The sequence below is a fragment of the Bacillus sp. MMSF_3328 genome (assembly GCF_030733525.1).
Taxonomy (GTDB): domain Bacteria; phylum Bacillota; class Bacilli; order Bacillales; family Cytobacillaceae; genus Bacillus_AB; species Bacillus_AB infantis.
In genome coordinates this window covers 16,747-42,785 of sequence record NZ_JASHIV010000022.1, presented here as the reverse complement: position 1 = coordinate 42,785, position 26,039 = coordinate 16,747, and the positions used below count along the sequence as shown (strand labels likewise).

The window sequence follows — 26,039 nt, the reverse complement described above, 5'->3', positions numbered from 1 at the left end:
TTAGGTCACTCCTTTCGTTTGCCTATGCGGCATTACTTACCTGTTTTACCTTCTTTACGACGCACATATTCGCCTTCGTAGCGGATACCTTTACCTTTGTAAGGCTCTGGAGGACGAACGTCACGAATGTTAGCAGCAAGTGCACCAACACGTTCTTTGCTTGTGCCTTTTACGATAACCTTCGTGTTAGAAGGCACTTCGATTTCGATTCCTTCTTCAGGAACGATTTCAACAGGGTGAGAGTAGCCAACGTTCAGGATCAGGTTTTTCCCCTGCTTTTGAGCACGGTAACCGACACCGATAAGCTCAAGGCCTCTTTCAAATCCTTTAGAAACACCTTCAACCATGTTTGCGATCAGGGCGCGAGTAGTTCCGTGCAGTGCGCGGTGCTCTTTCGCTTCTGATGGACGGGAAACATTAATGATGTTCTCTTCCACGCTGATTGCCATATCAGGGCTGAATGAACGAGTCAATTCGCCTTTAGGGCCTTTAACTGTCACATTGTTATTATCTACAGTGATTGTAACTCCACTTGGAATTTCAATTGGTTTTTTACCTACGCGAGACATTTATTGCACCTCCATTCTTGAGAAACTCTATTACCAAACGTATGCTAATACTTCTCCGCCAGTTTGCTTAGCGCGGGCTTCTTTATCTGTAAGAACTCCTTGAGAAGTAGATACTAATGCGATTCCTAGACCGTTTAACACGCGAGGAACTTCGTTTGATTTTGCATATACACGAAGACCAGGCTTACTGATGCGCTTAAGACCAGTGATAACGCGCTCGTTGTTTGCACCGTATTTAAGGAAAATGCGGATGATGCCTTGTTTATTGTCTTCGATAAACTCTACATCACGAACGAAACCTTCACGCTTAAGGATTTCAGCGATTTCTTTCTTGATATTAGAAGCAGGAACCTCTAATTTTTCGTGACGTACCATATTCGCATTACGGATGCGTGTAAGCAAATCTGCAATTGGATCTGTCATGACCATTGTTTTTACCTCCTTCCCAGACTTTGGGTTTTACCAGCTAGCTTTTTTCACACCAGGAATTTGTCCTTTGTATGCTAATTCACGGAAACAGATACGGCAAAGCTTAAATTTACGGTATACGGAATGTGGACGCCCGCAGCGTTCGCAGCGAGTGTATTCTTGTACCGGATATTTAGGCGTGCGTTTTTGTTTCGCAATCATTGACTTTTTAGCCACGTTGTCGCCTCCCTCTATTTAGCGATTACTTTTGGAATGGCATTCCAAATTGAGTTAAAAGTTCACGAGCTTCTTCATCTGTGTTAGCTGTAGTAACGATAACGATATCCATACCACGAACTTTGCTTACTTTATCGTAATCAATCTCAGGGAAGATTAACTGTTCTTTCACACCAAGAGTGTAGTTGCCACGGCCGTCAAAGGATTTCTTTGAGATCCCGCGGAAGTCACGTACACGTGGAAGAGATACAGATACTAATTTATCAAAAAACTCGTACATGCGCTCTCCGCGCAGAGTAACTTTAGCACCGATAGGCATGCCTTCACGAAGACGGAACCCAGCGATTGATTTTTTAGCACGGGTTACAACCGGCTTTTGGCCGCTGATAACCGCAAGCTCTTCAACAGCATTGTCAAGCGACTTTGCGTTTGCAACAGCATCGCCGACACCCATGTTGATAACGATTTTTTCAAGCTTTGGTACTTGCATGATTGATTCGTAGTTAAACTTGCTCATAAGAGCAGGTGTAATTTCATTTGAAAACTTCTCTTTTAGGCGGTTCATTCTTGTACCTCCCTTCTTCAATTACTTATTTATCTAGAACTTCACCGGATTTTTTCGCAACGCGAACTTTCTTGCCATCAACCTCTTTGTAACCAACACGTGTCGGGTTACCTGACTTAGGATCGATTGGCATCACGTTTGATACATGAATAGGTGCTTCTTGGCTGATGATTCCGCCTTGCGGATTCACTTGGGATGGCTTAGAGTGCTTCTTTACTACGTTCACACCTTCAACAAGCACACGGCTTTGTTTTGGGAAAGCAGCAAGGATCACACCTGATTTGCCTTTATCCTTACCAGAAATGACCATGACTTTGTCACCTTTTTTTACATGCATCTGTCGCACCTCCTTAAAGGCAATTTGTTTGAATTATAGTACTTCTGGAGCTAGTGATACGATTTTCATAAAGTTGCTGTCGCGCAATTCACGTGCAACTGGGCCAAAGATACGAGTTCCGCGTGGACCCTTATCGTCACGGATAATTACACATGCGTTTTCATCAAAACGGATGTAAGTACCGTCATCACGGCGGACACCGCGCTTAGTTCTAACGATAACTGCTTTAACGACATCACCTTTTTTAACAACGCCACCTGGTGTTGCTTGTTTTACAGTACAAACGATAACATCACCGATATTAGCTGTTTTGCGGCCAGAGCCACCAAGGACTTTAATTGTCAGTACTTCACGAGCACCTGAGTTGTCAGCAACTTTCAAACGTGATTCTTGTTGAATCATGCGTGTAACCTCCCTTCGGGATGAAGCTTATTCCGAACCATTAGATTATAACTGCTTTTTCTACTACTTCTACAAGACGGAAGCGTTTAGTCGCAGAAAGTGGACGAGTTTCCATAATACGAACCACATCGCCAATTTTTGCTTCGTTTTGCTCGTCATGAGCTTTAAACTTTTTAGAGTACTTAACGCGCTTACCATAGAGCGTGTGCTTTTTGTATGTTTCTACAAGAACAGTGACTGTTTTGTCCATCTTGTCGGAAACAACGCGTCCAGTGTAAACCTTGCGTTGGTTACGTTCACTCATTGTGCGAACCTCCTATCAATTATCGATTGTTAACGCCGATCTCTCTCTCACGAATAACAGTTTTCATGCGAGCAATCGCTTTGCGTACTTCACGAATGCGAGCTGTATTTTCAAGTTGTCCAGTCGCCAATTGAAAGCGCAGGTTGAATAGCTCTTCTTTTAAAGATTTTACTTTTTGTTCTATTTCAGCAGTGGTAAGGTCACGAATTTCATTAGCTTTCATTTGATTCACCACCAATTTCTTCTCGTTTTACAAACTTGCACTTTACAGGAAGTTTGTGTGATGCAAGACGTAATGCTTCACGAGCTACCTCTTCAGATACGCCGGCAATTTCAAACATGATTTTCCCTGGCTTAACTACTGCTACCCATCCTTCAGGAGCACCTTTACCAGAACCCATTCGGACTTCTAGAGGCTTTGCAGTGTATGGCTTGTGAGGGAAGATGTTGATCCATACTTTACCGCCACGTTTCATGTAACGAGTCATCGCGATACGGGCAGATTCAATCTGACGGTTAGTGATCCAAGAAGCCTCAAGAGCTTGAAGGCCAAATTCACCGAAGTTCACTTCAGTACCGCCTTTTGATTGTCCACGCATTTTTCCGCGGTGTACACGGCGATACTTAACGCGTTTTGGCAATAACATATTATTTGCCTCCTTCCTCAGTTTTCTTCTTTGTAGGAAGCACCTCTCCACGATAGATCCATACTTTAACGCCTAATTTACCGTATGTTGTGTCTGCTTCTGCAGTAGCATAGTCGATATCAGCACGAAGTGTATGAAGTGGAACAGTACCTTCGCTGTAAGATTCAGAACGAGCGATATCAGCACCGCCAAGACGGCCAGATACCATTGTTTTGATACCTTTAGCGCCAGCGCGCATTGCACGTTGGATAACTTGCTTTTGAGCACGACGGAAAGATACGCGGTTTTCCAATTGACGAGCAATGTTTTCCGCAACTAATTTCGCGTCGATGTCTGCTTTTTTGATTTCAAGAATGTTGATGTGAACACGTTTGCCAGTAAGTGAGTTAAGAGCTTTACGAAGAGCTTCAACTTCAGAACCGCCTTTACCGATAACCATACCAGGCTTAGCAGTGTGGATAGTGATGTTTAAACGGTTAGCTGCACGCTCGATCTCAACTTTAGAAAGTGATGCATCGCTTAAACGCTTCGTAATGTACTCACGCACTTTAAGGTCTTCGTGTAAAAGTTCAGCATAGTCTTTGCCTGCGAACCATTTTGACTCCCAATCACGGATGACACCGATTCGCAAACCGACTGGATTTACTTTTTGACCCACTGATTATCCCTCCTTCTTTTCTGATAAAACGATAGTAATATGACTAGTACGTTTGTTGATTGCACTTGCACGGCCCATAGCACGCGGACGGAAACGCTTCAAAGTTGGTCCCTCGTCAACGAATACTTGAGATACTACTAAATTGTTTACGTCCATTTCGTAGTTATGCTCAGCATTTGCCAATGCGGATTTCAATAATTTTTCAACGACAGGAGAAGCTGCTTTTGGCGTATGGTTTAAGATAGCCACCGCTTCACCTACTTGCTTACCTCGAATTAAATCTACGACTAAACGAGCTTTACGAGGAGCAATACGAACTGTTCTTGCAACAGCTTTAGCTTGCATCAGGATGCCCTCCTCTCATTAACGTCTTGTTTTCTTATCATCATTGCCATGGCCTTTGTAAGTACGAGATGGAGCGAATTCTCCAAGCTTGTGCCCTACCATGTCTTCTGTCACATATACAGGTACATGTTTACGACCATCATAAACTGCGATAGTGTGACCAATGAATTGCGGGAAGATCGTAGAACGGCGTGACCAAGTCTTTACCACTTGCTTGCCTTCGTTTTCATTTAACTTTTCGATCTTTGTCATTAAATGCTCATCAACAAAAGGTCCTTTTTTTAAGCTGCGACCCATGATTGAACCTCCCTTCGTGATCGTTCTACGGTTCTCTTGTGGAACCGTAGCTCAATCCCGTTATTTTTTACGACGACGTACGATAAACTTGTCGGATTTGCTCTTCTTCTTGCGTGTTTTGGCACCAAGAGTTGGTTTGCCCCAAGGAGACATTGGTGATTTACGTCCGATAGGAGCGCGACCTTCACCACCACCGTGCGGGTGATCATTCGGGTTCATTACAGAACCACGGACAGTTGGGCGCTTGCCTAACCAGCGTGAACGACCGGCTTTACCGATGTTGATCAGTTCGTGCTGCTCGTTGCCCACTTGACCTACTGTAGCGCGGCAAGTAGCAAGGATCATGCGAACTTCACCAGAGTTTAAACGAACAAGAACATATTTGCCTTCTTTACCCAATACTTGAGCAGAAGTACCTGCTGAACGTACAAGCTGTCCGCCTTTGCCAGGTTTCAGTTCGATGTTGTGGATAACAGTACCCACTGGAATATTTGCAAGTGGAAGTGCGTTACCCACTTTGATGTCAGCTTCAGGTCCAGACATTACTTCAGTGCCCACTGAAAGGTTCTTAGGAGCAAGGATGTAACGCTTTTCTCCATCCACGTAGTTGATTAGTGCGATGTTGGCTGAACGGTTTGGATCATATTCGATCGTAGCAACGCGTCCTGGAATGCCATCTTTATCACGTTTGAAATCGATGATACGATATTGACGTTTATGTCCGCCGCCTTGGTGACGAACTGTTAACTTACCTTGGTTGTTACGGCCGCCTTTACGCTTTAAAGGAGCTAATAGTGACTTTTCCGGTTTGTCTGTAGTGATCTCAGCAAAGTCAGAAGTAGTCATGCCGCGACGACCGTTGGAGGTAGGTTTATACTTTTTAATCGCCATTTCGTTTCCCTCCTCTTCTAGTTATGGTTATTAGACTTCAAAGAATTCGATTTCTTTGCTGTCTGCAGTTAGTTTTACGATAGCTTTACGGCGTTTGTTTGTATAGCCGCCGAATTTACCCATGCGCTTGAACTTACCTTTGTAGTTCATGATGTTTACTTTCTCAACTTTTACGCCAAAGATTTCTTCGATAGAATCTTTAACTTGAGTTTTGTTAGCTCTAACATCAACTTCAAAAGTATACTTTTTGTCAGCCATCAGGTCAGTAGAACGTTCAGTGATAACGGGGCGCTTAATGATATCGCGTGCATCCATTATGCAAGCACCTCCTCTACTTTTTCAACCGCTGCTTTAGTCATGATAAGCTTATCATGGCTTAGAACATCCAAAACATTGACGCCTGTTGCAGTTACAACAGTCACTCCGGGGATATTGCGCGCAGACAATGCTACGTTCTCATCAAGATCAGCTGTTACGATAAGAGCTTTCTTATCAACAGACAGTCCAGTAAGGACACCCTTGAAGTCTTTTGTTTTAGGAGTTTCTAAAGCAAGGTTTTCTAATACTAGAATGTTTTCTTCTGCCACTTTAGAAGATAGTGCAGATTTGATTGCTAAACGGCGTACCTTTTTAGGCAGCTTATAGCTGTAGCTGCGTGGAGTAGGACCGAATACTGTACCGCCTCCGCGCCATTGTGGTGAACGGATGGAACCTTGACGAGCGCGTCCAGTTCCTTTTTGGCGCCATGGCTTGCGTCCGCCGCCGGCTACTTCAGAACGAATTTTAGTTTTATGAGTTCCTTGACGTAAAGAAGCTCTTTGCATTACAACAGCTTCGAATAGTACGTGGTTGTTAGGCTCAATACCGAAGATGGTTTCATTTAGTTCGATTTCTCCAACTTGTGAACCAGCTTGGTTTAACAATGCTACTTTAGGCATTCTATTTCCTCCTTTCTGACTGGATTAATTATGCTTTAACCGCAGTTTTGATTTTTAGAAGAGCTTTCTTCGCTCCAGGTACGTTTCCTTTGATCAGAAGCAGGTTGCGTTCTGCATCAATTTTAACGATTTCCAGGTTTTGAACAGTGATCTGGTCTCCGCCCATGCGTCCTGGCAATGCTTTACCTTTGAATACACGGTTAGGAGCTACAGGTCCCATTGAACCAGGGCGACGGTGGTAGCGTGAACCGTGTGACATAGGTCCGCGTGATTGTCCGTGGCGCTTGATAGAGCCTTGGAAACCTTTACCTTTAGAGATTCCTGTTACATCAACAGTATCGCCTTCTGCGAAAATATCTACTTTGACTTCTTGACCAACTTCATATGCTGCTAAGTCAACTCCGCGGAATTCGCGAACGAAGCGCTTAGGAGCAGTATCAGCTTTCGCGACATGTCCTTGTTCAGGTTTGTTGGAAAGCTTTTCGCGCTTATCTTCAAAGCCAAGCTGGATCGCTTCATATCCGTCAGTGTCGACAGATTTCACTTGAAGAACAACGTTTCCTGTAGCTTCTACAACAGTTACCGGGATAAGGTCGCCATTTTCAGCAAATACTTGAGTCATACCGATCTTTCTTCCTAAGATTCCTTTGGTCATTAGTCACACCTCCTGAGAATTTAATAATTTATTTCATTATAATTTGATTTCGATATCTACACCTGATGGCAGGTCTAAGCGCATCAGTGAATCAACTGTTTGTGGAGTTGGGTTGATGATGTCGATCAGACGCTTATGCGTACGCATTTCGAACTGCTCACGTGAATCTTTGTACTTATGGACCGCACGCAGGATTGTGTAAATTGACTTTTCAGTCGGCAATGGGATCGGGCCGGACACAGCCGCACCAGAACGCTTTGCAGTTTCAACAATCTTTTCAGCAGACTGATCAAGGATCCTGTGATCATACGCTTTTAAACGGATACGAATTTTTTGTTTTGCCATTATTTTCCCTCCTTTTCGCCTATATTGATATAGACATTCTCCGTGAAAATTTCCCACACACTCGCCATGGCAAAGCGGCCGGGTGTGTCAGCAACCTTTCACTTCATCGCAGTCAAAGACCAACATTGTCTATTATACAGAAACCATTTAAGAATTGCAACATGAAATGTTATATTCTTTTATGTTTCGCACACTTTTACTATTATAGCGGGTATATCGCAGGTTTTCAAGGGGATTGGAAGAAGTCTAACAATTCACTGTGCCTGTTGTATATTTATATATTGAAACTAAAAAGCCTGCTGTCACTCATGCTGGACTCGTTACTGTTTCCTCTCTCTTCTTAAACAGCGCAACCTGTTTCTTCTATACTATAGAGCAGTTTTGCATGGGCAGACATCAAGGGCAACACCATCCAGCATTCCGATAAGTAAACGATTACCCCCTGGTATTGTTATGGAACAGAAATTCAAGCTTGAAACGCAAGCTTTTATCTATTTTCTTCTGGAGCCAGCTTCCACTCACGGCAGGTTGAAAGAGCAACCCTCATGTATGAAAGACCTAAGGTTAGTTCGGAGATAAAAGCAAAAAAGAAGCAGATGGAATTGATCCATCTGCTTCTTTATATATCAATCAGAGATTACTCAGTGATTGTAGCAACAACGCCAGCGCCTACAGTACGTCCACCCTCACGGATAGAGAACTTAGTACCTTCTTCGATAGCGATTGGAGCGATAAGCTCAACAGTCATTTCGATGTTGTCGCCAGGCATAACCATTTCTACACCTTCAGGAAGGTTGCAGATACCAGTTACATCAGTTGTACGGAAGTAGAACTGAGGGCGGTAGTTAGTGAAGAATGGAGTGTGACGTCCACCTTCTTCTTTAGATAGAACGTAAACTTCAGCTTTGAATTTTACGTGTGGAGTGATTGAGCCTGGCTTAGCCAATACTTGACCACGCTGGATGTCTTCACGTGCTACACCACGAAGAAGGGCACCGATGTTGTCTCCAGCTTCTGCAAAGTCAAGAAGCTTACGGAACATTTCAACACCTGTTACAGTTGTTGATTTTGGCTCTTCAGTAAGACCGATGATTTCGATTACGTCACCGACTTTAACTTGTCCACGCTCAACACGTCCTGTAGCAACAGTACCACGGCCAGTGATTGAGAATACATCCTCAACAGGCATCATGAATGGCTTGTCAGTGTCACGTGTTGGAGTTGGGATGTACTCGTCAACTGCAGCCATAAGCTCGTTGATTTTCTCTTCCCAAGCAGCGTCACCTTCAAGAGCTTTAAGAGCAGAACCTTTGATTACAGGAATGTCATCACCAGGGAACTCATACTCAGAAAGAAGGTCACGGATTTCCATTTCTACTAGTTCAAGAAGCTCTTCGTCGTCAACCATGTCACACTTGTTCATGAATACAACAAGGTAAGGTACACCTACTTGACGAGAAAGAAGGATGTGCTCACGAGTTTGTGGCATTGGGCCGTCAGAAGCAGATACTACTAGGATACCGCCGTCCATTTGAGCAGCACCAGTGATCATGTTTTTAACATAGTCAGCGTGTCCTGGGCAGTCAACGTGCGCATAGTGACGGTTAGGAGTTTCGTACTCAACGTGTGCAGTAGAGATTGTGATTCCACGCTCTCTTTCTTCTGGAGCACCGTCGATTTGATCGTAAGCGCGTGCTTCAGCTCCGCCAGACTTAGCAAGAACTGTAGTGATAGCAGCTGTTAGAGTTGTTTTTCCGTGGTCAACGTGACCAATTGTACCAATATTAACGTGGGGTTTTGAACGGTCGAATTTAGCTTTACCCATTAGGAAAATCCTCCTTTAATTTTAAAAAGTTAAGTATTTTTAGAGCTGCTGACAGGCAAGCCGATCAGCAGCTTGGTTCTACAATAGTAGTTATACTTGATTATAAAGGTAAAATCAATTATTCACCTTTATTTTTTTTGATGATTTCTTCAGAAATCGACTTCGGTACTTCTTCATAGTGGTCAAAGTGCATGGAGAATACTCCACGGCCTTGTGTGCTTGAACGCAGGGAAGTTGCATATCCGAACATTTCAGACAGCGGAACCATTGCACGGACAACTTGAGCATTGCCGCGGGCATCCATACCTTCTACACGTCCACGACGGGAAGTGACGTTACCCATGATATCTCCCAGATATTCTTCTGGAATGATAACTTCTATCCTCATGACTGGCTCAAGGATAACAGGGTTACATTTAGAAGCAGCGTTTTTCAGTGCCATTGAAGCGGCAATTTTAAACGCCATTTCTGATGAATCGACATCATGGTAAGATCCATCGAACAGTCTTGCTTTAATATCAACTAGCGGATATCCAGCAAGAACACCTCTGTCAAGGGAATCTTCCAGTCCAGCTTGAACAGCCGGGATGTATTCACGTGGAACAACACCGCCGACGATGCCGTTTTCAAATTCAAAGCCTTTACCTTCTTCGTTTGGAGAGAATTCAATCCAAACGTGTCCGAATTGTCCGCGTCCACCAGATTGGCGTGCGAATTTACCTTCAACCTTAGCTGAAGCACGGAAAGTTTCACGGTATGCAACCTGAGGCGCACCAACGTTTGCTTCCACTTTAAATTCACGTTTCATACGGTCAACAAGGATATCAAGGTGAAGTTCACCCATACCCGCGATGATAACCTGTCCAGTTTCCTGGTCAGTATGCGCACGGAATGTAGGATCTTCTTCCTGAAGCTTTTGAAGAGCAGTTGTCATTTTGTCCTGGTCAGCCTTTGACTTAGGCTCGATGGACAATTGGATAACCGGCTCAGGGAATTCCATGGACTCAAGGATTACAAGGTTCTTCTCATCACAGAGAGTGTCACCTGTAGTAGTATCCTTAAGACCTACGGCAGCAGCAATGTCCCCTGCGTATACTTGAGAGATCTCTTCACGGGAGTTGGCGTGCATCTGCAGGATACGTCCTACACGCTCACGCTTGCCTTTAGTAGAGTTCTGTACGTATGAACCTGAGCTCAATGTACCAGAGTATACACGGAAGAATGTAAGCTTACCGACATAAGGGTCAGTCATAACTTTAAATGCAAGAGCTGAGAATGGCTCTTCGTCACTTGAAGGACGAGTAACTTCTTCTTCAGAATCCGGAAGAGTACCTTTGATTGCAGGTACGTCCAGTGGAGACGGAAGATAGTCGATTACTGCATCAAGCATTTTCTGAACACCTTTGTTTTTGAACGCTGATCCACAGATTACAGGATAGAATTCAACGTTTACAGTACCTTTACGAATAGCTGCTTTCAGCTCGTCGTTAGTGATTTCTTCACCGCCAAGGTATTTCTCCATTAATTCTTCATCAAGCTCTGCTACCGCTTCAATCAGCTTTTCACGGTATTCTTCAGCTTGCGCCTTGTATTCCTCAGGGATTTCACGGTCTTCGATGTCTGTTCCAAGGTCGTTGCCGTAGAAAGTCGCTTTCATCTCGATCAGGTCGATGATTCCTTCGAACTGGTCTTCAGCACCGATTGGCAGCTGGATAGCTGCTGCATTGGCTTGCAGACGATCGTGGAGTGTACCGAGTGAGTAAAGGAAATCTGCACCCAGCTTATCCATTTTGTTTACGAATACCACACGTGGTACACCGTAAGTAGTAGCCTGGCGCCAAACTGTTTCAGTCTGAGGCTCAACCCCTGATTGTGCATCAAGGACTGCTACTGCACCATCAAGTACACGAAGTGAACGCTCAACTTCAACTGTGAAGTCTACGTGTCCTGGTGTATCGATGATGTTTACACGGTGGCCCTTCCACTGTGCAGTTGTTGCTGCAGAAGTGATTGTGATACCGCGTTCCTGCTCCTGTTCCATCCAGTCCATCTGTGAAGCACCTTCATGTGTTTCACCGATTTTGTGGATACGGCCAGTGTAGTAAAGTACGCGCTCAGTCGTAGTTGTTTTACCGGCATCGATGTGGGCCATGATGCCGATATTACGAGTATTATCCAAGGAGAACTCTCTTGCCATTGGGTCTTTCTCCTTCCTAGTAAATGTAATAGTTTGTTTGTGGGTTCAATCCTACCAGCGGTAGTGAGCGAATGCTTTGTTAGCTTCAGCCATTTTATGAGTATCTTCACGCTTCTTCACAGATGAACCTGTGTTGTTGGCAGCGTCAAGGATTTCGTTAGCCAAACGCTCTTCCATTGTTTTCTCACCGCGAAGACGAGAATAGTTAACCAACCAGCGAAGACCAAGAGTCGTACGGCGGTCTGGGCGCACCTCAACTGGTACTTGATAGTTTGCACCACCTACACGGCGCGCTCTTACTTCAAGAACCGGCATGATGTTCTTAAGTGCTTGATCGAACACTTCCATTGGCTCTTTTCCGCTGCGCTCGCTGATGATATCAAATGCTGAATAAAGAATAGCTTGAGATTTACCTCTCTTGCCATCAACCATCATTTTGTTGATAAGACGGCTAACTAGCTTTGAATTGTAAATCGGATCTGGTAATACGTCTCTTTTTGCTACAGGACCTTTACGTGGCATGTAATTTCCTCCTTTCGAAAAAACTGAATATTATTTGTGGTCAATCATTATTTTTTAGCTGCTTTAGGACGCTTAGTACCGTATTTAGAACGGCCTTGCATACGGTTGTTAACACCGGCAGTGTCAAGCGCGCCGCGCACGATGTGGTAACGTACCCCTGGTAAGTCCTTTACTCGTCCGCCGCGGATTAATACTACGCTGTGCTCTTGAAGGTTGTGTCCGATACCAGGAATGTAGGCAGTAACCTCGATTCCGTTAGTCAAGCGTACACGAGCATATTTACGCAACGCTGAGTTTGGTTTCTTCGGAGTCATTGTACCAACACGAGTACATACACCGCGTTTCTGTGGAGATGATACGTTAGTTTGTGCTTTTTTGAAGCTGTTGTAACCTTTGTTAAGCGCAGGTGATTTTGACTTTTCCTCTTTTGTCTTACGAGGCTTGCGCACTAATTGGTTAATTGTAGGCATGATTTTTCCTCCCTTCGTCTTTTGTGTAAGCCCACACATCCAGGTGGTTCATTTTGTTGCAAAAACAAAGTCCTTGCAGATCTTCATCTACAAAAACAGTTTTTAAATAGATATTGCAACAGCTGCCGCACCTACGTCGATTCCGCAGGCCTTTCCCAATGATTTCATCGAGCCGGCCCGGGTGACCGGAACTTTATATTCAAGCGCCGCATTGATCACTTTTTCAACAGCTCTATGGTCTGCATCTTCTGCGATCAGCACTTCGCTGATTGTTCCTGATTTCAGAGCTTTTACTGTTTGCTTTGTTCCTACTATAATATTTCTTGCCTGCAATACTTTATCATAAGACATGATATATCCTCCAAAGTATCCGGTAAATAGGAGCACCTTTGCTATAGTACCATCGCACAAGAATATTGTCAACATCACGGCAAATATTTTTTTAGATTCATGCATATTTCCATTTAGTCTATCTATGAACCTGTGCGTCCTCCTGTTTTGCTATTACTATAAAATGCGGTGCCTCCTTTTCGGCAGGCACCGCATTTCCATTATTCCACTGTAACTGTTTCTTCGGATGCTTCTTCCGCAGTGAAAGGTTCTGCCCTGCGGTAGCGCTGCATTCCAGTTCCGGCAGGGACCAGTTTACCGATGATGACATTCTCTTTAAGCCCGAGCAATTCATCTCGCTTGCCTTTGATGGCAGCATCTGTAAGTACCCTTGTTGTTTCCTGGAAGGAAGCAGCTGACAGGAAGGAATCCGTCTCAAGTGAAGCCTTGGTGATACCGAGCAGTACAGGACGGCCGGTCGCAGGCATTTTGCCGTTTAACAGAGCCTTTTCATTGGCATCTGTGAACTGGTGGATATCAAGAAGCGAGCCAGGCAGCACTTCTGTTTCCCCTGCATCGATGACACGCACCTTGCGAAGCATCTGGCGGACCATTACCTCGATATGCTTATCGCCGATTTCAACACCCTGCATACGGTATACCTTCTGCACCTCGCGAAGCAGATACTCCTGTACAGCATTTACATCTCTTACTTTAATCAATTCTTTAGGGTCAATAGAACCTTCGGTCAATTCCTGTCCGCGGTCTACCCTGTCATCAACAGCCACTTTCAGGCGTGCTGTATATGGAGCAGTATATGTGCGGGATTCAACCTCGCCCTGCACCACAATTTCATGCTGGCGGTCACGGCCTTCATTGATGCCCACGACAACACCTTCAAGCTCTGAAATGACAGCCTGCCCTTTAGGGTTACGTGCTTCGAAAATTTCCTGGATACGCGGAAGACCTTGTGTAATATCGTCTCCTGCTACGCCTCCTGTATGGAAAGTACGCATTGTAAGCTGTGTTCCAGGCTCACCGATGGATTGGGCTGCGATGATTCCGACAGCTTCGCCCACTTCAACCTCCTGGCCTGTTGCCAGGTTGCGCCCGTAGCATTTCTTACATACGCCATGGCGCGTGTTGCAGGTAAAGGCGGAACGGATCCATACAGTCTCAATGCCTGCTTCCACGATTTCAACAGCCAGATCTTCTGTAATAAGATCATTTTCTTTTACGATTACAGCGTTTGTTTCAGGATGCTTGATATCTCTGCGTGCATAGCGGCCAATGAGGCGCTCATCCAGTGCTTCGATAACTTCGGTGCCATCCTTCAGCGCGCTGATCTGCAGTCCTCTGTCTGTTCCGCAATCATCATCACGTACAATGACATCCTGCGCAACGTCAACAAGGCGTCGGGTCAGATAGCCGGAGTCAGCCGTCTTAAGGGCTGTATCCGCCAATCCTTTACGCGCTCCGTGTGTGGAGATGAAGTACTCAAGTACTGTCAGTCCTTCACGGAAGCTGGACTTGATCGGAAGTTCGATGATCCGGCCGGCCGGGTTGGCCATGAGTCCGCGCATACCGGCTAACTGTGTAAAGTTAGATGCGTTACCACGGGCACCGGAGTCACTCATCATAAAGATCGGGTTGGATTTATCCAGGGACTTCATCAGCTTGGCCTGGATAGTGTCCTTCGCAGCACTCCAGATGGAAATGACACGATCATAGCGTTCGTCCTCAGTGATGAGACCGCGCCTGAATTGTTTAAGGACATTATCAACCTTGCCTTGGGCTTCCTGAATGATTTCCTGCTTTTCTTTAAGAACGACGATATCTGCCACACCGACTGTGATGCCGGCTTTAGTGGAATGTCTGAAACCGAGATCCTTCATGCGGTCAAGCATTTTGGATGTTTCAGTGATCTTAAAGCGCTTGAACACTTCCGCAATGATGTTTCCAAGGATTTTCTTCTTGAAAGGATCAACAAGCGGCATATTTTTAATAGCTTCTTTTACATCCGTTCCCCGTTCTACAAAGTAGCGGGCAGGCGTTTCTTCTTCAAGATTCGTCTTAGTCGGCTCATTGATATACGGGAATGAAGTCGGCAGGATTTCGTTGAAAACGAGCTTTCCGACAGTCGTGATCAGAAGCTTTTTCCTTTGTTCCTCTGTGAATGTTTCATTGTTCAGTGTACCTGCATTCACTGCTACACGGGTATGAAGGTGGACATAGCCGTTCTGATAAGCAAGCAGTGCTTCGCTTGTATCGTTGAAGACCATTCCTTCTCCTACTGCCCCTTCTCTTTCCATAGTCAGGTAATAGTTACCAAGCACCATATCCTGGGAAGGTGTAACAACAGGTTTTCCATCCTTAGGGTTCAGGATGTTCTGAGCCGCAAGCATTAGAAGGCGTGCTTCTGCCTGTGCTTCAGATGACAGCGGTACGTGGACTGCCATTTGGTCACCGTCAAAGTCGGCATTGTATGCTGTACATACAAGCGGATGGAGACGGATTGCGCGCCCTTCAACCAATGTTGGTTCAAAGGCCTGGATTCCGAGCCTGTGAAGAGTAGGTGCACGGTTCAGCAGAACTGGGTGCTCTTTGATTACCTCTTCAAGCACATCCCATACCTCAGGCTGGACTCTTTCAATTTTGCGCTTTGCTGATTTGATATTGTGAGCCAGTCCTTTTTCCACCAATTCCTTCATGACGAAAGGCTTGAAAAGCTCAAGCGCCATTTCCTTCGGCAGACCGCACTGGTACATTTTCAGGTTAGGACCTACTACGATAACAGAACGTCCGGAGTAGTCAACACGCTTACCAAGCAGGTTCTGACGGAAACGGCCCTGCTTCCCTTTCAGCATGTGTGAAAGAGATTTAAGCGGCCTGTTCCCCGGGCCTGTGACAGGACGTCCGCGGCGGCCATTGTCAATCAGGGCGTCTACAGCTTCCTGGAGCATGCGCTTTTCGTTCTGGACGATGATGCTTGGAGCACCGAGGTCCAGCAAGCGCTTCAGACGGTTGTTCCGGTTGATGACACGGCGGTACAGATCGTTCAGGTCAGACGTCGCGAATCTTCCTCCGTCAAGCTGAACCATTGGACGAAGCTCAGGAGGGATGACAGGAAGCACGTCCAGGATCATCCATGATGGTTCATTTCCAGATCCACGGAAGGCTTCAAGTACCTCAAGGCGCTTGATGGCGCGTGTGCGGCGCTGGCCCTGGGCAGTTGTCAGTTCTTCTTTAAGCGCGTCTACTTCTTTGTTCAGATCGATATCAGAAAGCAGCTTCTTGATGGATTCTGCACCCATGGATGCCTGGAACTTATTGCCGTACTTCTCACGGTAAGCGCGGTATTCCTTCTCAGACAGAAGCTGTTTTTTCTCTAGTGCTGTATCGCCGGAATCAGTTACTACATATGAAGCAAAGTAAATGACTTCTTCAAGCGCACGCGGTGACATATCCAGAACAAGGCCCATGCGGCTTGGGATGCCTTTGAAATACCAGATATGCGATACAGGAGCAGCAAGCTCGATATGGCCCATTCTTTCGCGGCGAACCTTCGCGCGGGTGACTTCCACTCCGCATCGGTCGCAGACTACGCCTTTATAGCGCACCCTTTTGTATTTTCCGCAATGGCATTCCCAGTCTTTCTGAGGTCCGAAAATACGCTCGCAGAATAAGCCGTCTTTTTCAGGCTTTAATGTACGATAGTTGATTGTTTCAGGTTTTTTGACTTCACCAAAAGACCAGGAACGGATCTTATCAGGTGAAGCAAGACCGATCTTCATATACTCAAAATTGTTTACATCCAGCAAGGGGCCTACCTCCCTTTCAATCTCGGGTTATACCCTTATTGCTAATCCGGCAATAATATGCCGCCCTCCGCCTTAGGCGGAGCGGCAGTCAAATTTATATAGTTATTCTATTTATTCTTTGCTAGCTACTTTTTCAGTGTTTGCTTCCTCTGTATCCGGCGCGATGGTCAGCGATTCAGCCTGCTGTACATCATCATCGTCCTCAAGGTCGCGCATTTCAATTTCTTTCTCATCGCCTGACAGGATCTTAACATCCATACCCAAGCTCTGAAGCTCTTTCATCAATACGCGGAAGGACTCCGGCACTCCCGGCTCAGGTACATTCTCGCCTTTGACAATCGCTTCGTACGTTTTCACACGTCCGACTACGTCATCTGATTTAACTGTCAGGATTTCCTGCAATGTATAGGCGGCACCGTAAGCTTCAAGCGCCCAAACCTCCATCTCCCCGAAACGCTGTCCGCCGAACTGGGCTTTACCGCCAAGAGGCTGCTGCGTAACAAGTGAGTAAGGGCCGGTTGAACGGGCATGGAGCTTATCATCAACCATGTGGGCCAGTTTGATCATGTACATGACGCCGACAGATACACGGTTGTCGAACGGTTCTCCCGAACGGCCGTCGTACAGGACTGTCTTCGCATCACGGGCCATGCCGGCTTCTTCAATTGTTGACCAGACATCTTCCTCGCGCGCTCCATCAAATACCGGTGAAGCAACGTGAATGCCCAGCGCTCTCGCAGCCATGCCGAGGTGAAGCTCAAGCACCTGCCCGATGTTCATACGGGAAGGAACCCCCAGCGGATTCAACATGATGTCGACTGGTGTGCCATCTGGAAGGTAAGGCATATCTTCTTCCGGAAGGATCCGGGAGATAACCCCTTTATTTCCGTGGCGTCCTGCCATTTTATCTCCCTCGGAGATTTTACGCTTCTGAACGATATAAACACGTACAAGCTGGTTCACGCCTGGCGGCAGCTCATCTCCGTCTTCACGGTTGAAGACTTTGACATCAAGCACGATTCCGCCTCCTCCGTGAGGAACACGAAGGGAAGTATCACGCACTTCACGGGCTTTCTCGCCAAAGATGGCATGCAGGAGGCGTTCTTCTGCTGTCAGCTCTGTTACACCCTTAGGAGTAACCTTACCGACAAGCAGGTCGCCATCCTTTACTTCAGCACCCGTACGGATGATTCCGCGCTCATCAAGATTGCGGAGTGCATCTTCACCGACATTCGGGATGTCGCGGGTGATTTCTTCAGGCCCTAGCTTTGTATCTCTTGATTCTGATTCATATTCTTCAATGTGGATGGATGTATAAACGTCGTCTTTTACAAGGCGTTCGCTCATGATGATCGCATCCTCATAGTTATAGCCGTCCCAAGTCATGAAGGCAACAAGCACATTGCGGCCCAGCGCAAGCTCGCCAAGCTCCATGGAAGGGCCGTCGGCAAGGATCTCGCCTTTTGTCACACGGTTCCCGACAGCAACAATCGGACGCTGGTTATAGCATGTTCCCTGGTTGGAACGGATGAATTTCAGCATCCTGTATTTATCAAGGTCGCCTTTGACTTCCTGGCCATTGACCTCGGAAATGCGGCGCACCCAGACTTCACGAGCTTCAACATGCTCGACGATTCCTTCGTGCTTGCAGATGACAGCCGCACCGGAGTCTTTTCCGGAAACATACTCCATTCCTGTACCTACACGAGGTGCTTCAGGCTGCAGCAATGGCACAGCCTGACGCTGCATGTTCGCCCCCATGAGGGCACGGTTGGAGTCATCGTTTTCAAGGAAAGGAATACAAGCTGTTGCAGCTGATACTACCTGTTTAGGAGAAACATCCATATAGTCGACGCGGTCTTTCGGCACAACTGTATTTTCCCCGCGGAAACGCGCAACGACTTCATCGTCAAGGAAAGTACCGTCATCGCCAAGACGCGCATTCGCCTGTGCAACAACATAGTTATCTTCTTCATCAGCTGTCAGGTAATCGATCTGGTCTGTCACTCTGCCTGTCTCAGGGTTGATGCGGCGGTAAGGCGTTTCGATGAATCCGAAGCGGTTTACCTTCGCAAAGGATGACAGTGAGTTGATCAGACCAATATTCGGTCCTTCCGGCGTTTCAATCGGACACATGCGGCCATAGTGTGAATAGTGAACGTCACGGACTTCAAAGCCGGCGCGCTCACGAGTCAGACCGCCAGGCCCCAATGCAGATAGACGGCGCTTATGCGTCAGCTCGGCAAGCGGGTTTGTCTGGTCCATGAACTGTGAAAGCTGTGAGCTGCCAAAGAACTCTTTGATAGAAGCGATCACAGGCCTGATGTTGATCAGCTGCTGCGGTGTAATTGTATTTGTATCCTGGATGGACATCCTCTCGCGGACAACACGTTCCATCCTGGAAAGTCCGATTCGGAACTGGTTCTGGAGCAGTTCGCCTACTGAACGAAGACGTCTGTTCCCCAGGTGGTCGATATCATCGGTATCGCCGACTCCATGAAGAAGGTTGAAGAAATAGCCAATGGACGCAATGATATCAGAAGGCGCGATATTCTTGACCGCTTCCTCGACATAGGCATTGCCGATGATATTGATCTCTTTTTCTCCGTCTTCATTAGGGGCATACACCTTGATGGATTGAAGAAGGACCTCGTCCTCCACCACTCCTCCTGAAGGAGCTGCTGTCCTGAAGCCGATATTGTTCTCAAGATTAGGGATGATGCGGTCCAGGTTGCGGCGGTCCAGCATAGTCCCTTTCTCAGCGATGATTTCGCCTGTTTCAGGATCAACCAGAGTCTCAGCAAGGCGCTGATTGAACAGTCTATTTTTAATATGAAGCTTCTTATTGATCTTGTAGCGTCCAACATTCGCTAAATCATAGCGTTTTGGATCAAAGAATCTGGAAACGAGCAGGCTTTTTGCATTTTCTACAGTCGGCGGCTCGCCCGGACGAAGACGCTCATAGATTTCCAGAAGGGCTTTATCTGTACTTTCTGTGTTGTCTTTTTCAAGCGTATTGCGGATATATTCATTGTCTCCGATCAAATCAATGATTTCTTGATCAGAGCCGAACCCAAGTGCACGCAAAAGAACCGTAACGGGCAGTTTCCGAGTACGATCTATTCTAACGTATACGACATCCTTGGCATCTGTTTCATATTCAAGCCAGGCGCCGCGGTTCGGGATAACAGTAGCAGAGAAGCCTCTTTTCCCGTTTTTATCCAGCTTTCCGCTATAGTATACACTCGGTGAACGTACTAACTGAGAAACGATGACGCGTTCTGCTCCATTGATCACAAACGTACCTGTTTCTGTCATAAGCGGGAAGTCACCCATAAAGACATCCTGGTCTTTAACTTCGCCTGTTTCTTTGTTTACAAGACGCACTTTAACACGCAAAGGTGCTGAATATGTAACATCTCGTTCTTTCGATTCCTCAACGGAATACTTTGGATCGCCAAGGCTGTAATCAATAAATTCAAGCGATAAGTTACCAGTAAAGTCTTCAATTGGCGAAATGTCCTGGAACATTTCACGAAGACCCTCATCAAGAAACCATTGATAAGAAGAGGTTTGGATTTCAATTAAATTAGGCAAATCCAAAACTTCACTGATTCGTGCGTAACTTCTACGTTGGCGGTGTCGTCCATACTGAACTAGTTGACCTGTCAACTGATTCACCCCTCAAATCAAGCGTTATTTATCGAAAAGCGCAAGCACCCTGTCCAAAAGAGAAACCGGCATTGATACAAACCGGCATTGCCAATCCCCCTCGGGCGCAGACAGCTTTTACTTTTCATAAGACAAAAAGAAAAAGGGTTTTCAACTCAAAAACCACATTTTCACATTTCGACTATTATTTTATTAGCTTTCCCATTATAGCCAAATTTATACAGAACGACTGCAAAATAGCAAATAAATCGGAAAGTATTATGTTGGCATTTTACAATACTATCATAGAGAAAAAGTCAAGTCAACTTTTTTTCGCTTTTAAAATAAAGTAGCCTTTTTTCTTCTCTACGGTTTCCACGTCTGAAAAAAGCGAGTCAAGTTTCTCGATCGCTGAAGGGGCACCCTGCTTTTTCTGGATGACAACCCAGAGCTCTCCGCCCGTCAGCATGTGCTCAAAGCTTTGTTCAAAAATGTCATGGACAACCTGTTTTCCGGCACGGATTGGCGGATTTGTCAGGATAGCCGCAAACTTGCCCCCTCCAACACCGGTTAACCGGTCACTTTCATAGATGGCAGCATTGCTGACTGAATTCCCGGCTGCATTTTCCTTTGCCAGTTCGATTGCCCGGAGATTCACATCAACCATGTGGACCGTCCTTTCCGGAAAGCTTTTGGCGATGGACAAGCCGATCGGACCGTAGCCGCAGCCAACATCCAGAATATTTCCTTCCAGCTCCGGCAGTTTGAACGCTTCAACAAGAAGCCTTGAACCGAAGTCCACTTCTTTTTTTGAAAATACACCATTATCGGTTTTAAATCGGAAGGAATGCCCTCTTAGGGAAAAATCCCAATAGGCAGGGTCACTTTCCGTTTTTGATGTGCGGGAATAATAATGTTCGGTCATAGAATCACCTCCAACCTGAGGAAACACATTGAGGATCATGCATCCTGTTCGGACGAATTATAAATCATACAAAAGAAAAAAGCAAAAAGCCCGCTAGGCAGCGGGCTTTTCAAAGTTGGCATTACTTAACTTCAACGCCAGCTCCAACTTCTTCAAGCTTAGCTTTGATTTCTTCAGCTTCTTCTTTAGAAGCGCCTTCTTTAACAGGCTTAGGAGTGTTGTCAACAAGTTCTTTTGCTTCTTTAAGACCAAGACCTGTGATTTCACGAACAACTTTGATAACTTTGATTTTTTGGTCGCCTGCAGATGCAAGAACAACGTCAAATTCAGTTTTCTCAGCTGCAGCATCTCCGCCAGCAGCGCCACCCATTACAGCTACAGGAGCTGCAGCAGTTACGCCAAACTCTTCTTCGATTGCTTTTACTAGGTCGTTAAGTTCTAGAACAGTCATGCTTTTGACTGCTTCAATGATTTGTTCTTTAGTCATGATAAAATTTCCTCCTTATGATTGGTTTGATTTTTTTATAAAAAGACTAGCTTACGCGCCTTGTTCTTCTTTTTGATCTGCAACAGCTTTTGCAGCAAGAGCAAGATTGCGGATAGGTGCTTGAAGTACGCTGAGTAGCATAGACAGCAAGCCTTCGCGTGATGGAAGTTCAGCAAGAGCTTTAACATCCTCAACAGAAGCGATGTTGCCTTCGATTACACCAGCCTTGATTTCAAGAGCCTCATGTTTTTTAGCGAAATCGTTTAGGATTTTCGCAGGTGCAACTACATCTTCATTACTGAATGCAATCGCATTTGGACCTGTCAGTGCTTCGTTCAAGCCAGAAAGCTCAGAAGCTTCTGCAGCACGGCGAGCCATGCTGTTTTTGTAAACCTTGAACTCGATTCCCGCATCACGAAGCTGCTTACGAAGTTCAGTTACTTCAGCAACAGTCAGTCCGCGGTAGTCAACTACAACCGTTGATTTGCTTGCTTTGAATTTATCGGCAATCTCGTCAACGATCAATTTCTTTTGTTCAATAGCGCTGCTCATCCTTACACCTCCTGTAGATTTTTTCATTTATACCGTCCAAAGAAAAACCTCCACATCTTGCAGACATGGAGGAAGTATACAATAGCCGTTCAAAAGAAAATCTATCGTATGACCTCGGCAGGAAATTAAGCTGTCGCACCTGCTGTCTACGGTACAAATGTTATTTTATTTTCACAACAGTTTAGATTATATGAAATAAACCGGCTGTTGTCAATTGGTATTATTTTACTGCGGCTGTAGAAGGATCAACTTTGACGCCAGGGCCCATAGTTGTTGTTACAGTAACAGATTTTACGTAAGTTCCTTTTGCTGCAGCAGGCTTAACCTTCAGCATAGTATCGTAGATCGTGTTGAAGTTTTCAGCAAGCTTCGCATCTTCGAATGAAGTTTTTCCGATTGGAACGTGGATGATTCCAGCTTTGTCCAGACGGTACTCAACTTTACCAGCTTTGATTTCGTTTACTGCTTTTTCTACATCAAAAGTAACTGTTCCAGTTTTAGGGTTTGGCATTAAGCCTTTAGGACCTAATGTACGTCCAAGCTTACCAACTTCACCCATCATGTCTGGAGTAGCAACGATTACATCAAATTCGAACCAGCCTTGGCTGATTTTGTTGATGTACTCGGAATCGCCTACGTAGTCAGCTCCGGCAGCTTCAGCTTCCTTCGCTTTTTCACCTTTAGCGAATACTAATACACGCTGAGTTTTACCAGTTCCGTTTGGAAGCACGACTGCTCCGCGGATTTGCTGGTCAGCTTTCTTAGGGTCAACCCCAAGACGGAAAGCCACTTCAACAGTTGCATCGAATTTCGCATAGTTTGTTTTCTTAGCAAGCTCAATCGCTTCAGCGACTGGGTAAGCTTTAGAACGATCTACAAGCTTAGCAGCTTCTAAATACTTCTTACCTTTTTTAGCCATTATTATTTCCTCCTTGAATTGTGGTTTTAGCGGAATAACCTCCCACGTCCCAAAAGCAGGGGCGCCCTCCCTCGAAAAGGCCGGGCGCCCGGGCTTTACAGAACAAAGGTTGCGAGTGAATCCAATTCAGCCGCAACCCCGTTAGAACCTAATCTTCGAGCATGGATCAGTCTTCGATGACGATACCCATGCTGCGTGCAGTACCTTCTACCATGCGCATAGCGGATTCAACGCTAGCAGCATTTAAGTCAGGCATTTTAGTCTCAGCAATCTCGCGTACTTTATCACGCTTAACTGTTGCTACTTTATTACGGTTTGGTTCACCAGAACCAGACTCGATTCCAGCCGCTTTCTTAAGAAGAACGGCAGCAGGAGGAGTTTTCGTAATAAATGTAAATGAACGGTCTTCAAAAACCGAGATTTCAACAGGGATGATCAGTCCAGCCTGTTCAGCTGTACGAGCATTAAACTCTTTACAGAATCCCATGATGTTAACACCGGCTTGACCCAATGCAGGACCAACTGGCGGTGCTGGATTTGCTTTACCAGCAGGGATTTGCAATTTAACTACCTTGATAACTTTTTTAGCCACGAGACACACCTCCTTAAAGTCCGTGATGTGGTAATAGGGAATTTCCCTCCCACTCAACTTGTAGTCTTTATATTAAAAATAAAGAACATAGCAATTTGTCCAGCCTCGTTATCCGAGACATACTGACCTATGAAATAGTAACATTTTTAAAAGCGGATTTCAAGTTTTTCAGGCTATAATTTTTCAATTTGTGTAAAATCGAGCTCGACAGGAGTTTCCCGCCCGAACATATTAACCAGAACTTTGATCTTCGCTTTGTCTTTATCAATCTCTTCAATGGAGCCCGTGAAGTTCGCAAAAGGACCTTCGTTCACCTTGACGGTCTCGCCGATTTCGAAGTCGATGTCCACGCGCTTTTCATCAACGCCCATGCGCTTAAGGATAACATTTACTTCCTCAGGGAGCAATGGCGTCGGCTTTGAGCCCGACCCTGCCGAACCGACGAACCCTGTAACGCCCGGTGTATTGCGGACTACATACCAGGAGTCGTCTGTCATGACGATCTCGACAAGCACATAACCCGGAAATACCTTTCGCTTCACCACTTTTTTCTTGCCATTCTTAATATCTGTTTCTTCTTCTTCAGGCACAATCACGCGGAAGATCTTATCTTGCATCGCCATTGTTTCCACCCGTTTTTCCAGGTTGGCTTTTACTTTGTTTTCATAACCTGAATAAGTATGGACTACATACCAGTTTTTTTCCATTCAAGAGGACTGTTCGTCCTTCCCTCCCTGTCTAAATAAAATCAAACTTCCCTCTGTAGGTTTCCAATATACCTGTGAACACGGCCGGATCCTGTTTACTCCTCCGGCTCCCTTAAAGAGTTCCGCTCTTCCCAGGCCAAAACAGGCGCGGATGCCTGTCTTTTTTTAAGCAAATGAAAAAACCCGTTTCCGGGCTTTGCAGAAGTTTCCTGTGTTATTCTCCATTATACCATGAGATTACAGGAGTTATTCAAGAATTAAACGAATCAATTCAGAAATACCTAAGTCAAGAACGGCGAAGAAAAGGGCGAAGAACGTTACTGTCACAAGGACTGTTATCGTATAGCTGGTGAGCTCCTTGCGCTTTGGCCAGCTGACCTTTCTCATTTCGCGTCCAATATCACGGAAAAAATTCACGGTTCGTAACCTCCAACTTTCAAGGGTTGCTTGCTGATCTATGGATGAGTGCTATTGCTATTTTGTTTCCCGGTGGACAGTATGAGCCTTGCATGTATCACAGAACTTTTTTAATTCCATACGCTCTGATTCTTTATTGCTCATGGTCGAATAGTTGCGGGACCCGCATTCTGCACAAGCCAGTACAACTTTTTTCCTCATATCGGCACCTTCTTATTGCTTGTCTGTTTCCTTACAAACTTTAACATGACACCCCTATCATGTCAATAAGAGTCAGAATCATAGGAAATAAGGATCTATTTGTAATAATTGGCTTTACAATGAAAATTCGCGGACTTCAAGATATCTCTCCAGCTTCCTCTTGACCCGCTGCAGGGCGTTGTCAATCGACTTCACATGCCTGTTCAGCTCCTCAGAGATTTCCTGATAGGACTGCCCGTCAAGATAGAGGGCAAGGACCTTCCTTTCCAGATCGCTCAGGAGCTCGGACATTTTCACTTCAATGTTGTCGAATTCCTCCTGGTTGATGATCAGCTCTTCCGGGTCCATCACCTTAGCGCCGGAGATCACATCCATCAGCGTCCTGTCCGATTCTTCATCATAAATCGGCTTATCAAGCGAAACATAGGAATTGAGCGGTATATGCTTTTGGCGGGTGGCGGTTTTGATCGCTGTTATGATCTGCCGGGTGATGCACAGCTCGGCAAACGCCTTGAAGGAAGACAGCTTGTCCTCTTTGAAGTCCCTGATGGCCTTATAGAGGCCGATCATGCCCTCCTGGACGATGTCTTCTTTATCAGCGCCTATCAGGAAATAGGACCTTGCCTTGGCACGCACGAAATTCCGGTACTTTTGGATCAGATAATCCAAAGCCTCGCTCTCGCCCCTGTGGACCAATTCAATTATCTCTTCATCTTCGAGCTGAAGATAATTCTTTTCCTCTTCGTTGATCATCGTCTTGAAATCGGTACTCACACAGATCCCCCTGACCGCACAAACCACTGGATAGAAATATTATACAGCAGG

33 protein-coding genes and 1 other annotated feature are annotated in these 26,039 nt (G+C 45.7%); all 33 genes read right to left on the bottom strand.

The features are described 5' to 3' along the window. Window positions 1-32 precede the first annotated feature (32 nt). A complete protein-coding gene (gene rplF, locus RBB45_RS22590) occupies window positions 33-569 on the bottom strand; it encodes a 50S ribosomal protein L6 (protein WP_009791314.1) in 537 nt (178 codons plus the stop codon). 30 nt (window positions 570-599) lie between these two features. Then, on the bottom strand, window positions 600-998 hold the full coding sequence (gene rpsH / locus RBB45_RS22585) for a 30S ribosomal protein S8 (protein ID WP_009791315.1): 399 nt from the start codon (window positions 996-998) through the stop codon (window positions 600-602). Window positions 999-1,028: 30 nt separating this feature from the next. Beyond that, window positions 1,029-1,214 (bottom strand): type Z 30S ribosomal protein S14, encoded by a 186-nt coding sequence (locus tag RBB45_RS22580; RefSeq protein WP_009791316.1) that lies wholly within the window; start codon window positions 1,212-1,214, stop codon window positions 1,029-1,031. Window positions 1,215-1,239: 25 nt separating this feature from the next. Next, window positions 1,240-1,779, bottom strand: coding sequence for a 50S ribosomal protein L5 (gene rplE / locus RBB45_RS22575; protein WP_009791317.1), 540 nt, complete (start codon window positions 1,777-1,779; stop codon window positions 1,240-1,242). Window positions 1,780-1,804: 25 nt separating this feature from the next. Further along, on the bottom strand, window positions 1,805-2,116 hold the full coding sequence (gene rplX, locus RBB45_RS22570) for a 50S ribosomal protein L24 (RefSeq protein WP_009791318.1): 312 nt from the start codon (window positions 2,114-2,116) through the stop codon (window positions 1,805-1,807). A 33-nt stretch (window positions 2,117-2,149) separates the two neighbouring features. After that, entirely contained in the window at window positions 2,150-2,518 is a 369-nt protein-coding gene (rplN, locus tag RBB45_RS22565) for a 50S ribosomal protein L14 (protein WP_009791319.1), read from the bottom strand. Window positions 2,519-2,558: 40 nt separating this feature from the next. After that, window positions 2,559-2,822: a 30S ribosomal protein S17 gene (gene rpsQ, locus RBB45_RS22560; RefSeq protein WP_009791320.1), complete on the bottom strand. Its 264-nt coding sequence runs from the start codon at window positions 2,820-2,822 to the stop codon at window positions 2,559-2,561. Between the two features lie 19 nt (window positions 2,823-2,841). Beyond that, on the bottom strand, window positions 2,842-3,045 hold the full coding sequence (gene rpmC / locus RBB45_RS22555) for a 50S ribosomal protein L29 (RefSeq protein ID WP_003351417.1): 204 nt from the start codon (window positions 3,043-3,045) through the stop codon (window positions 2,842-2,844). Then, window positions 3,035-3,469 carry a 50S ribosomal protein L16 gene (gene rplP / locus RBB45_RS22550; protein ID WP_009791321.1) on the bottom strand — a complete coding sequence of 145 codons (435 nt, stop codon included), beginning with the start codon at window positions 3,467-3,469 and terminating at the stop codon, window positions 3,035-3,037. The genes rpmC and rplP overlap by 11 nt, the downstream gene beginning before the upstream one ends. Before the next feature lies 1 nt (window position 3,470). Continuing rightward, complete coding sequence (rpsC, locus tag RBB45_RS22545) at window positions 3,471-4,127, bottom strand: 30S ribosomal protein S3 (RefSeq protein ID WP_009791322.1); 657 nt, start codon at window positions 4,125-4,127, stop codon at window positions 3,471-3,473. Between the two features lie 3 nt (window positions 4,128-4,130). Next, on the bottom strand, window positions 4,131-4,472 hold the full coding sequence (rplV, locus tag RBB45_RS22540) for a 50S ribosomal protein L22 (RefSeq protein ID WP_009791323.1): 342 nt from the start codon (window positions 4,470-4,472) through the stop codon (window positions 4,131-4,133). Between the two features lie 18 nt (window positions 4,473-4,490). Then, window positions 4,491-4,769, bottom strand: a complete 279-nt coding sequence (rpsS, locus tag RBB45_RS22535) for a 30S ribosomal protein S19 (RefSeq protein WP_009791324.1) — start codon at window positions 4,767-4,769, stop codon at window positions 4,491-4,493. Window positions 4,770-4,829: 60 nt separating this feature from the next. Next, window positions 4,830-5,660: a 50S ribosomal protein L2 gene (gene rplB, locus RBB45_RS22530; protein WP_009791325.1), complete on the bottom strand. Its 831-nt coding sequence runs from the start codon at window positions 5,658-5,660 to the stop codon at window positions 4,830-4,832. A gap of 30 nt (window positions 5,661-5,690) precedes the next feature. Further along, the gene (gene rplW / locus RBB45_RS22525; protein WP_170939578.1) at window positions 5,691-5,978 is read right to left on the bottom strand and encodes a 50S ribosomal protein L23; all 288 of its coding nucleotides are present in this window, start codon (window positions 5,976-5,978) and stop codon (window positions 5,691-5,693) included. Further along, complete coding sequence (rplD, locus tag RBB45_RS22520; RefSeq protein WP_009791327.1) at window positions 5,975-6,598, bottom strand: 50S ribosomal protein L4; 624 nt, start codon at window positions 6,596-6,598, stop codon at window positions 5,975-5,977. Before rplD ends, rplW begins: the two co-directional genes overlap by 4 nt. 28 nt (window positions 6,599-6,626) lie before the next feature. Continuing rightward, a complete protein-coding gene (rplC, locus tag RBB45_RS22515; protein ID WP_009791328.1) occupies window positions 6,627-7,253 on the bottom strand; it encodes a 50S ribosomal protein L3 in 627 nt (208 codons plus the stop codon). A gap of 36 nt (window positions 7,254-7,289) precedes the next feature. Continuing rightward, window positions 7,290-7,598 (bottom strand): 30S ribosomal protein S10, encoded by a 309-nt coding sequence (gene rpsJ, locus RBB45_RS22510; protein ID WP_009791329.1) that lies wholly within the window; start codon window positions 7,596-7,598, stop codon window positions 7,290-7,292. 637 nt (window positions 7,599-8,235) lie between these two features. Next, window positions 8,236-9,423 carry an elongation factor Tu gene (gene tuf / locus RBB45_RS22505; protein ID WP_009791331.1) on the bottom strand — a complete coding sequence of 396 codons (1,188 nt, stop codon included), beginning with the start codon at window positions 9,421-9,423 and terminating at the stop codon, window positions 8,236-8,238. Between the two features lie 118 nt (window positions 9,424-9,541). After that, a complete protein-coding gene (gene fusA, locus RBB45_RS22500; RefSeq protein ID WP_009791332.1) occupies window positions 9,542-11,620 on the bottom strand; it encodes an elongation factor G in 2,079 nt (692 codons plus the stop codon). A gap of 51 nt (window positions 11,621-11,671) precedes the next feature. Continuing rightward, the gene (gene rpsG / locus RBB45_RS22495) at window positions 11,672-12,142 is read right to left on the bottom strand and encodes a 30S ribosomal protein S7 (RefSeq protein WP_009791333.1); all 471 of its coding nucleotides are present in this window, start codon (window positions 12,140-12,142) and stop codon (window positions 11,672-11,674) included. Window positions 12,143-12,189: 47 nt separating this feature from the next. Further along, window positions 12,190-12,612 (bottom strand): 30S ribosomal protein S12, encoded by a 423-nt coding sequence (gene rpsL / locus RBB45_RS22490; protein ID WP_009791334.1) that lies wholly within the window; start codon window positions 12,610-12,612, stop codon window positions 12,190-12,192. 102 nt (window positions 12,613-12,714) lie between these two features. Next, the gene (locus RBB45_RS22485; RefSeq protein WP_022543219.1) at window positions 12,715-12,963 is read right to left on the bottom strand and encodes a 50S ribosomal protein L7ae-like protein; all 249 of its coding nucleotides are present in this window, start codon (window positions 12,961-12,963) and stop codon (window positions 12,715-12,717) included. Between the two features lie 200 nt (window positions 12,964-13,163). Then, window positions 13,164-16,763, bottom strand: coding sequence for a DNA-directed RNA polymerase subunit beta' (rpoC, locus tag RBB45_RS22480; RefSeq protein ID WP_009791336.1), 3,600 nt, complete (start codon window positions 16,761-16,763; stop codon window positions 13,164-13,166). A 111-nt stretch (window positions 16,764-16,874) separates the two neighbouring features. Next, window positions 16,875-20,435: a DNA-directed RNA polymerase subunit beta gene (rpoB, locus tag RBB45_RS22475; protein ID WP_035401163.1), complete on the bottom strand. Its 3,561-nt coding sequence runs from the start codon at window positions 20,433-20,435 to the stop codon at window positions 16,875-16,877. Window positions 20,436-20,736: 301 nt separating this feature from the next. Further along, window positions 20,737-21,339, bottom strand: coding sequence for a class I SAM-dependent methyltransferase (locus RBB45_RS22470; protein WP_009791338.1), 603 nt, complete (start codon window positions 21,337-21,339; stop codon window positions 20,737-20,739). 121 nt (window positions 21,340-21,460) lie between these two features. Next, a complete protein-coding gene (gene rplL, locus RBB45_RS22465; RefSeq protein WP_022543217.1) occupies window positions 21,461-21,826 on the bottom strand; it encodes a 50S ribosomal protein L7/L12 in 366 nt (121 codons plus the stop codon). A 51-nt stretch (window positions 21,827-21,877) separates the two neighbouring features. After that, window positions 21,878-22,378 carry a 50S ribosomal protein L10 gene (gene rplJ / locus RBB45_RS22460; protein WP_022543216.1) on the bottom strand — a complete coding sequence of 167 codons (501 nt, stop codon included), beginning with the start codon at window positions 22,376-22,378 and terminating at the stop codon, window positions 21,878-21,880. 32 nt (window positions 22,379-22,410) lie between these two features. Further along, window positions 22,411-22,548: a sequence feature (ribosomal protein L10 leader region), on the bottom strand. Window positions 22,549-22,598: 50 nt separating this feature from the next. Next, on the bottom strand, window positions 22,599-23,297 hold the full coding sequence (rplA, locus tag RBB45_RS22455; RefSeq protein WP_009791555.1) for a 50S ribosomal protein L1: 699 nt from the start codon (window positions 23,295-23,297) through the stop codon (window positions 22,599-22,601). 166 nt (window positions 23,298-23,463) lie between these two features. Beyond that, window positions 23,464-23,889, bottom strand: a complete 426-nt coding sequence (rplK, locus tag RBB45_RS22450) for a 50S ribosomal protein L11 (RefSeq protein WP_141195060.1) — start codon at window positions 23,887-23,889, stop codon at window positions 23,464-23,466. Between the two features lie 173 nt (window positions 23,890-24,062). After that, on the bottom strand, window positions 24,063-24,596 hold the full coding sequence (gene nusG / locus RBB45_RS22445; protein WP_009791553.1) for a transcription termination/antitermination protein NusG: 534 nt from the start codon (window positions 24,594-24,596) through the stop codon (window positions 24,063-24,065). A gap of 246 nt (window positions 24,597-24,842) precedes the next feature. Beyond that, window positions 24,843-25,013 (bottom strand): preprotein translocase subunit SecE, encoded by a 171-nt coding sequence (gene secE / locus RBB45_RS22440; RefSeq protein WP_009791552.1) that lies wholly within the window; start codon window positions 25,011-25,013, stop codon window positions 24,843-24,845. Between the two features lie 57 nt (window positions 25,014-25,070). Next, complete coding sequence (gene rpmG, locus RBB45_RS22435; RefSeq protein WP_009791551.1) at window positions 25,071-25,214, bottom strand: 50S ribosomal protein L33; 144 nt, start codon at window positions 25,212-25,214, stop codon at window positions 25,071-25,073. Window positions 25,215-25,328: 114 nt separating this feature from the next. Continuing rightward, complete coding sequence (gene sigH, locus RBB45_RS22430; RefSeq protein ID WP_009791550.1) at window positions 25,329-25,967, bottom strand: RNA polymerase sporulation sigma factor SigH; 639 nt, start codon at window positions 25,965-25,967, stop codon at window positions 25,329-25,331. Between the last annotated feature and the right edge of the window lie 72 nt (window positions 25,968-26,039).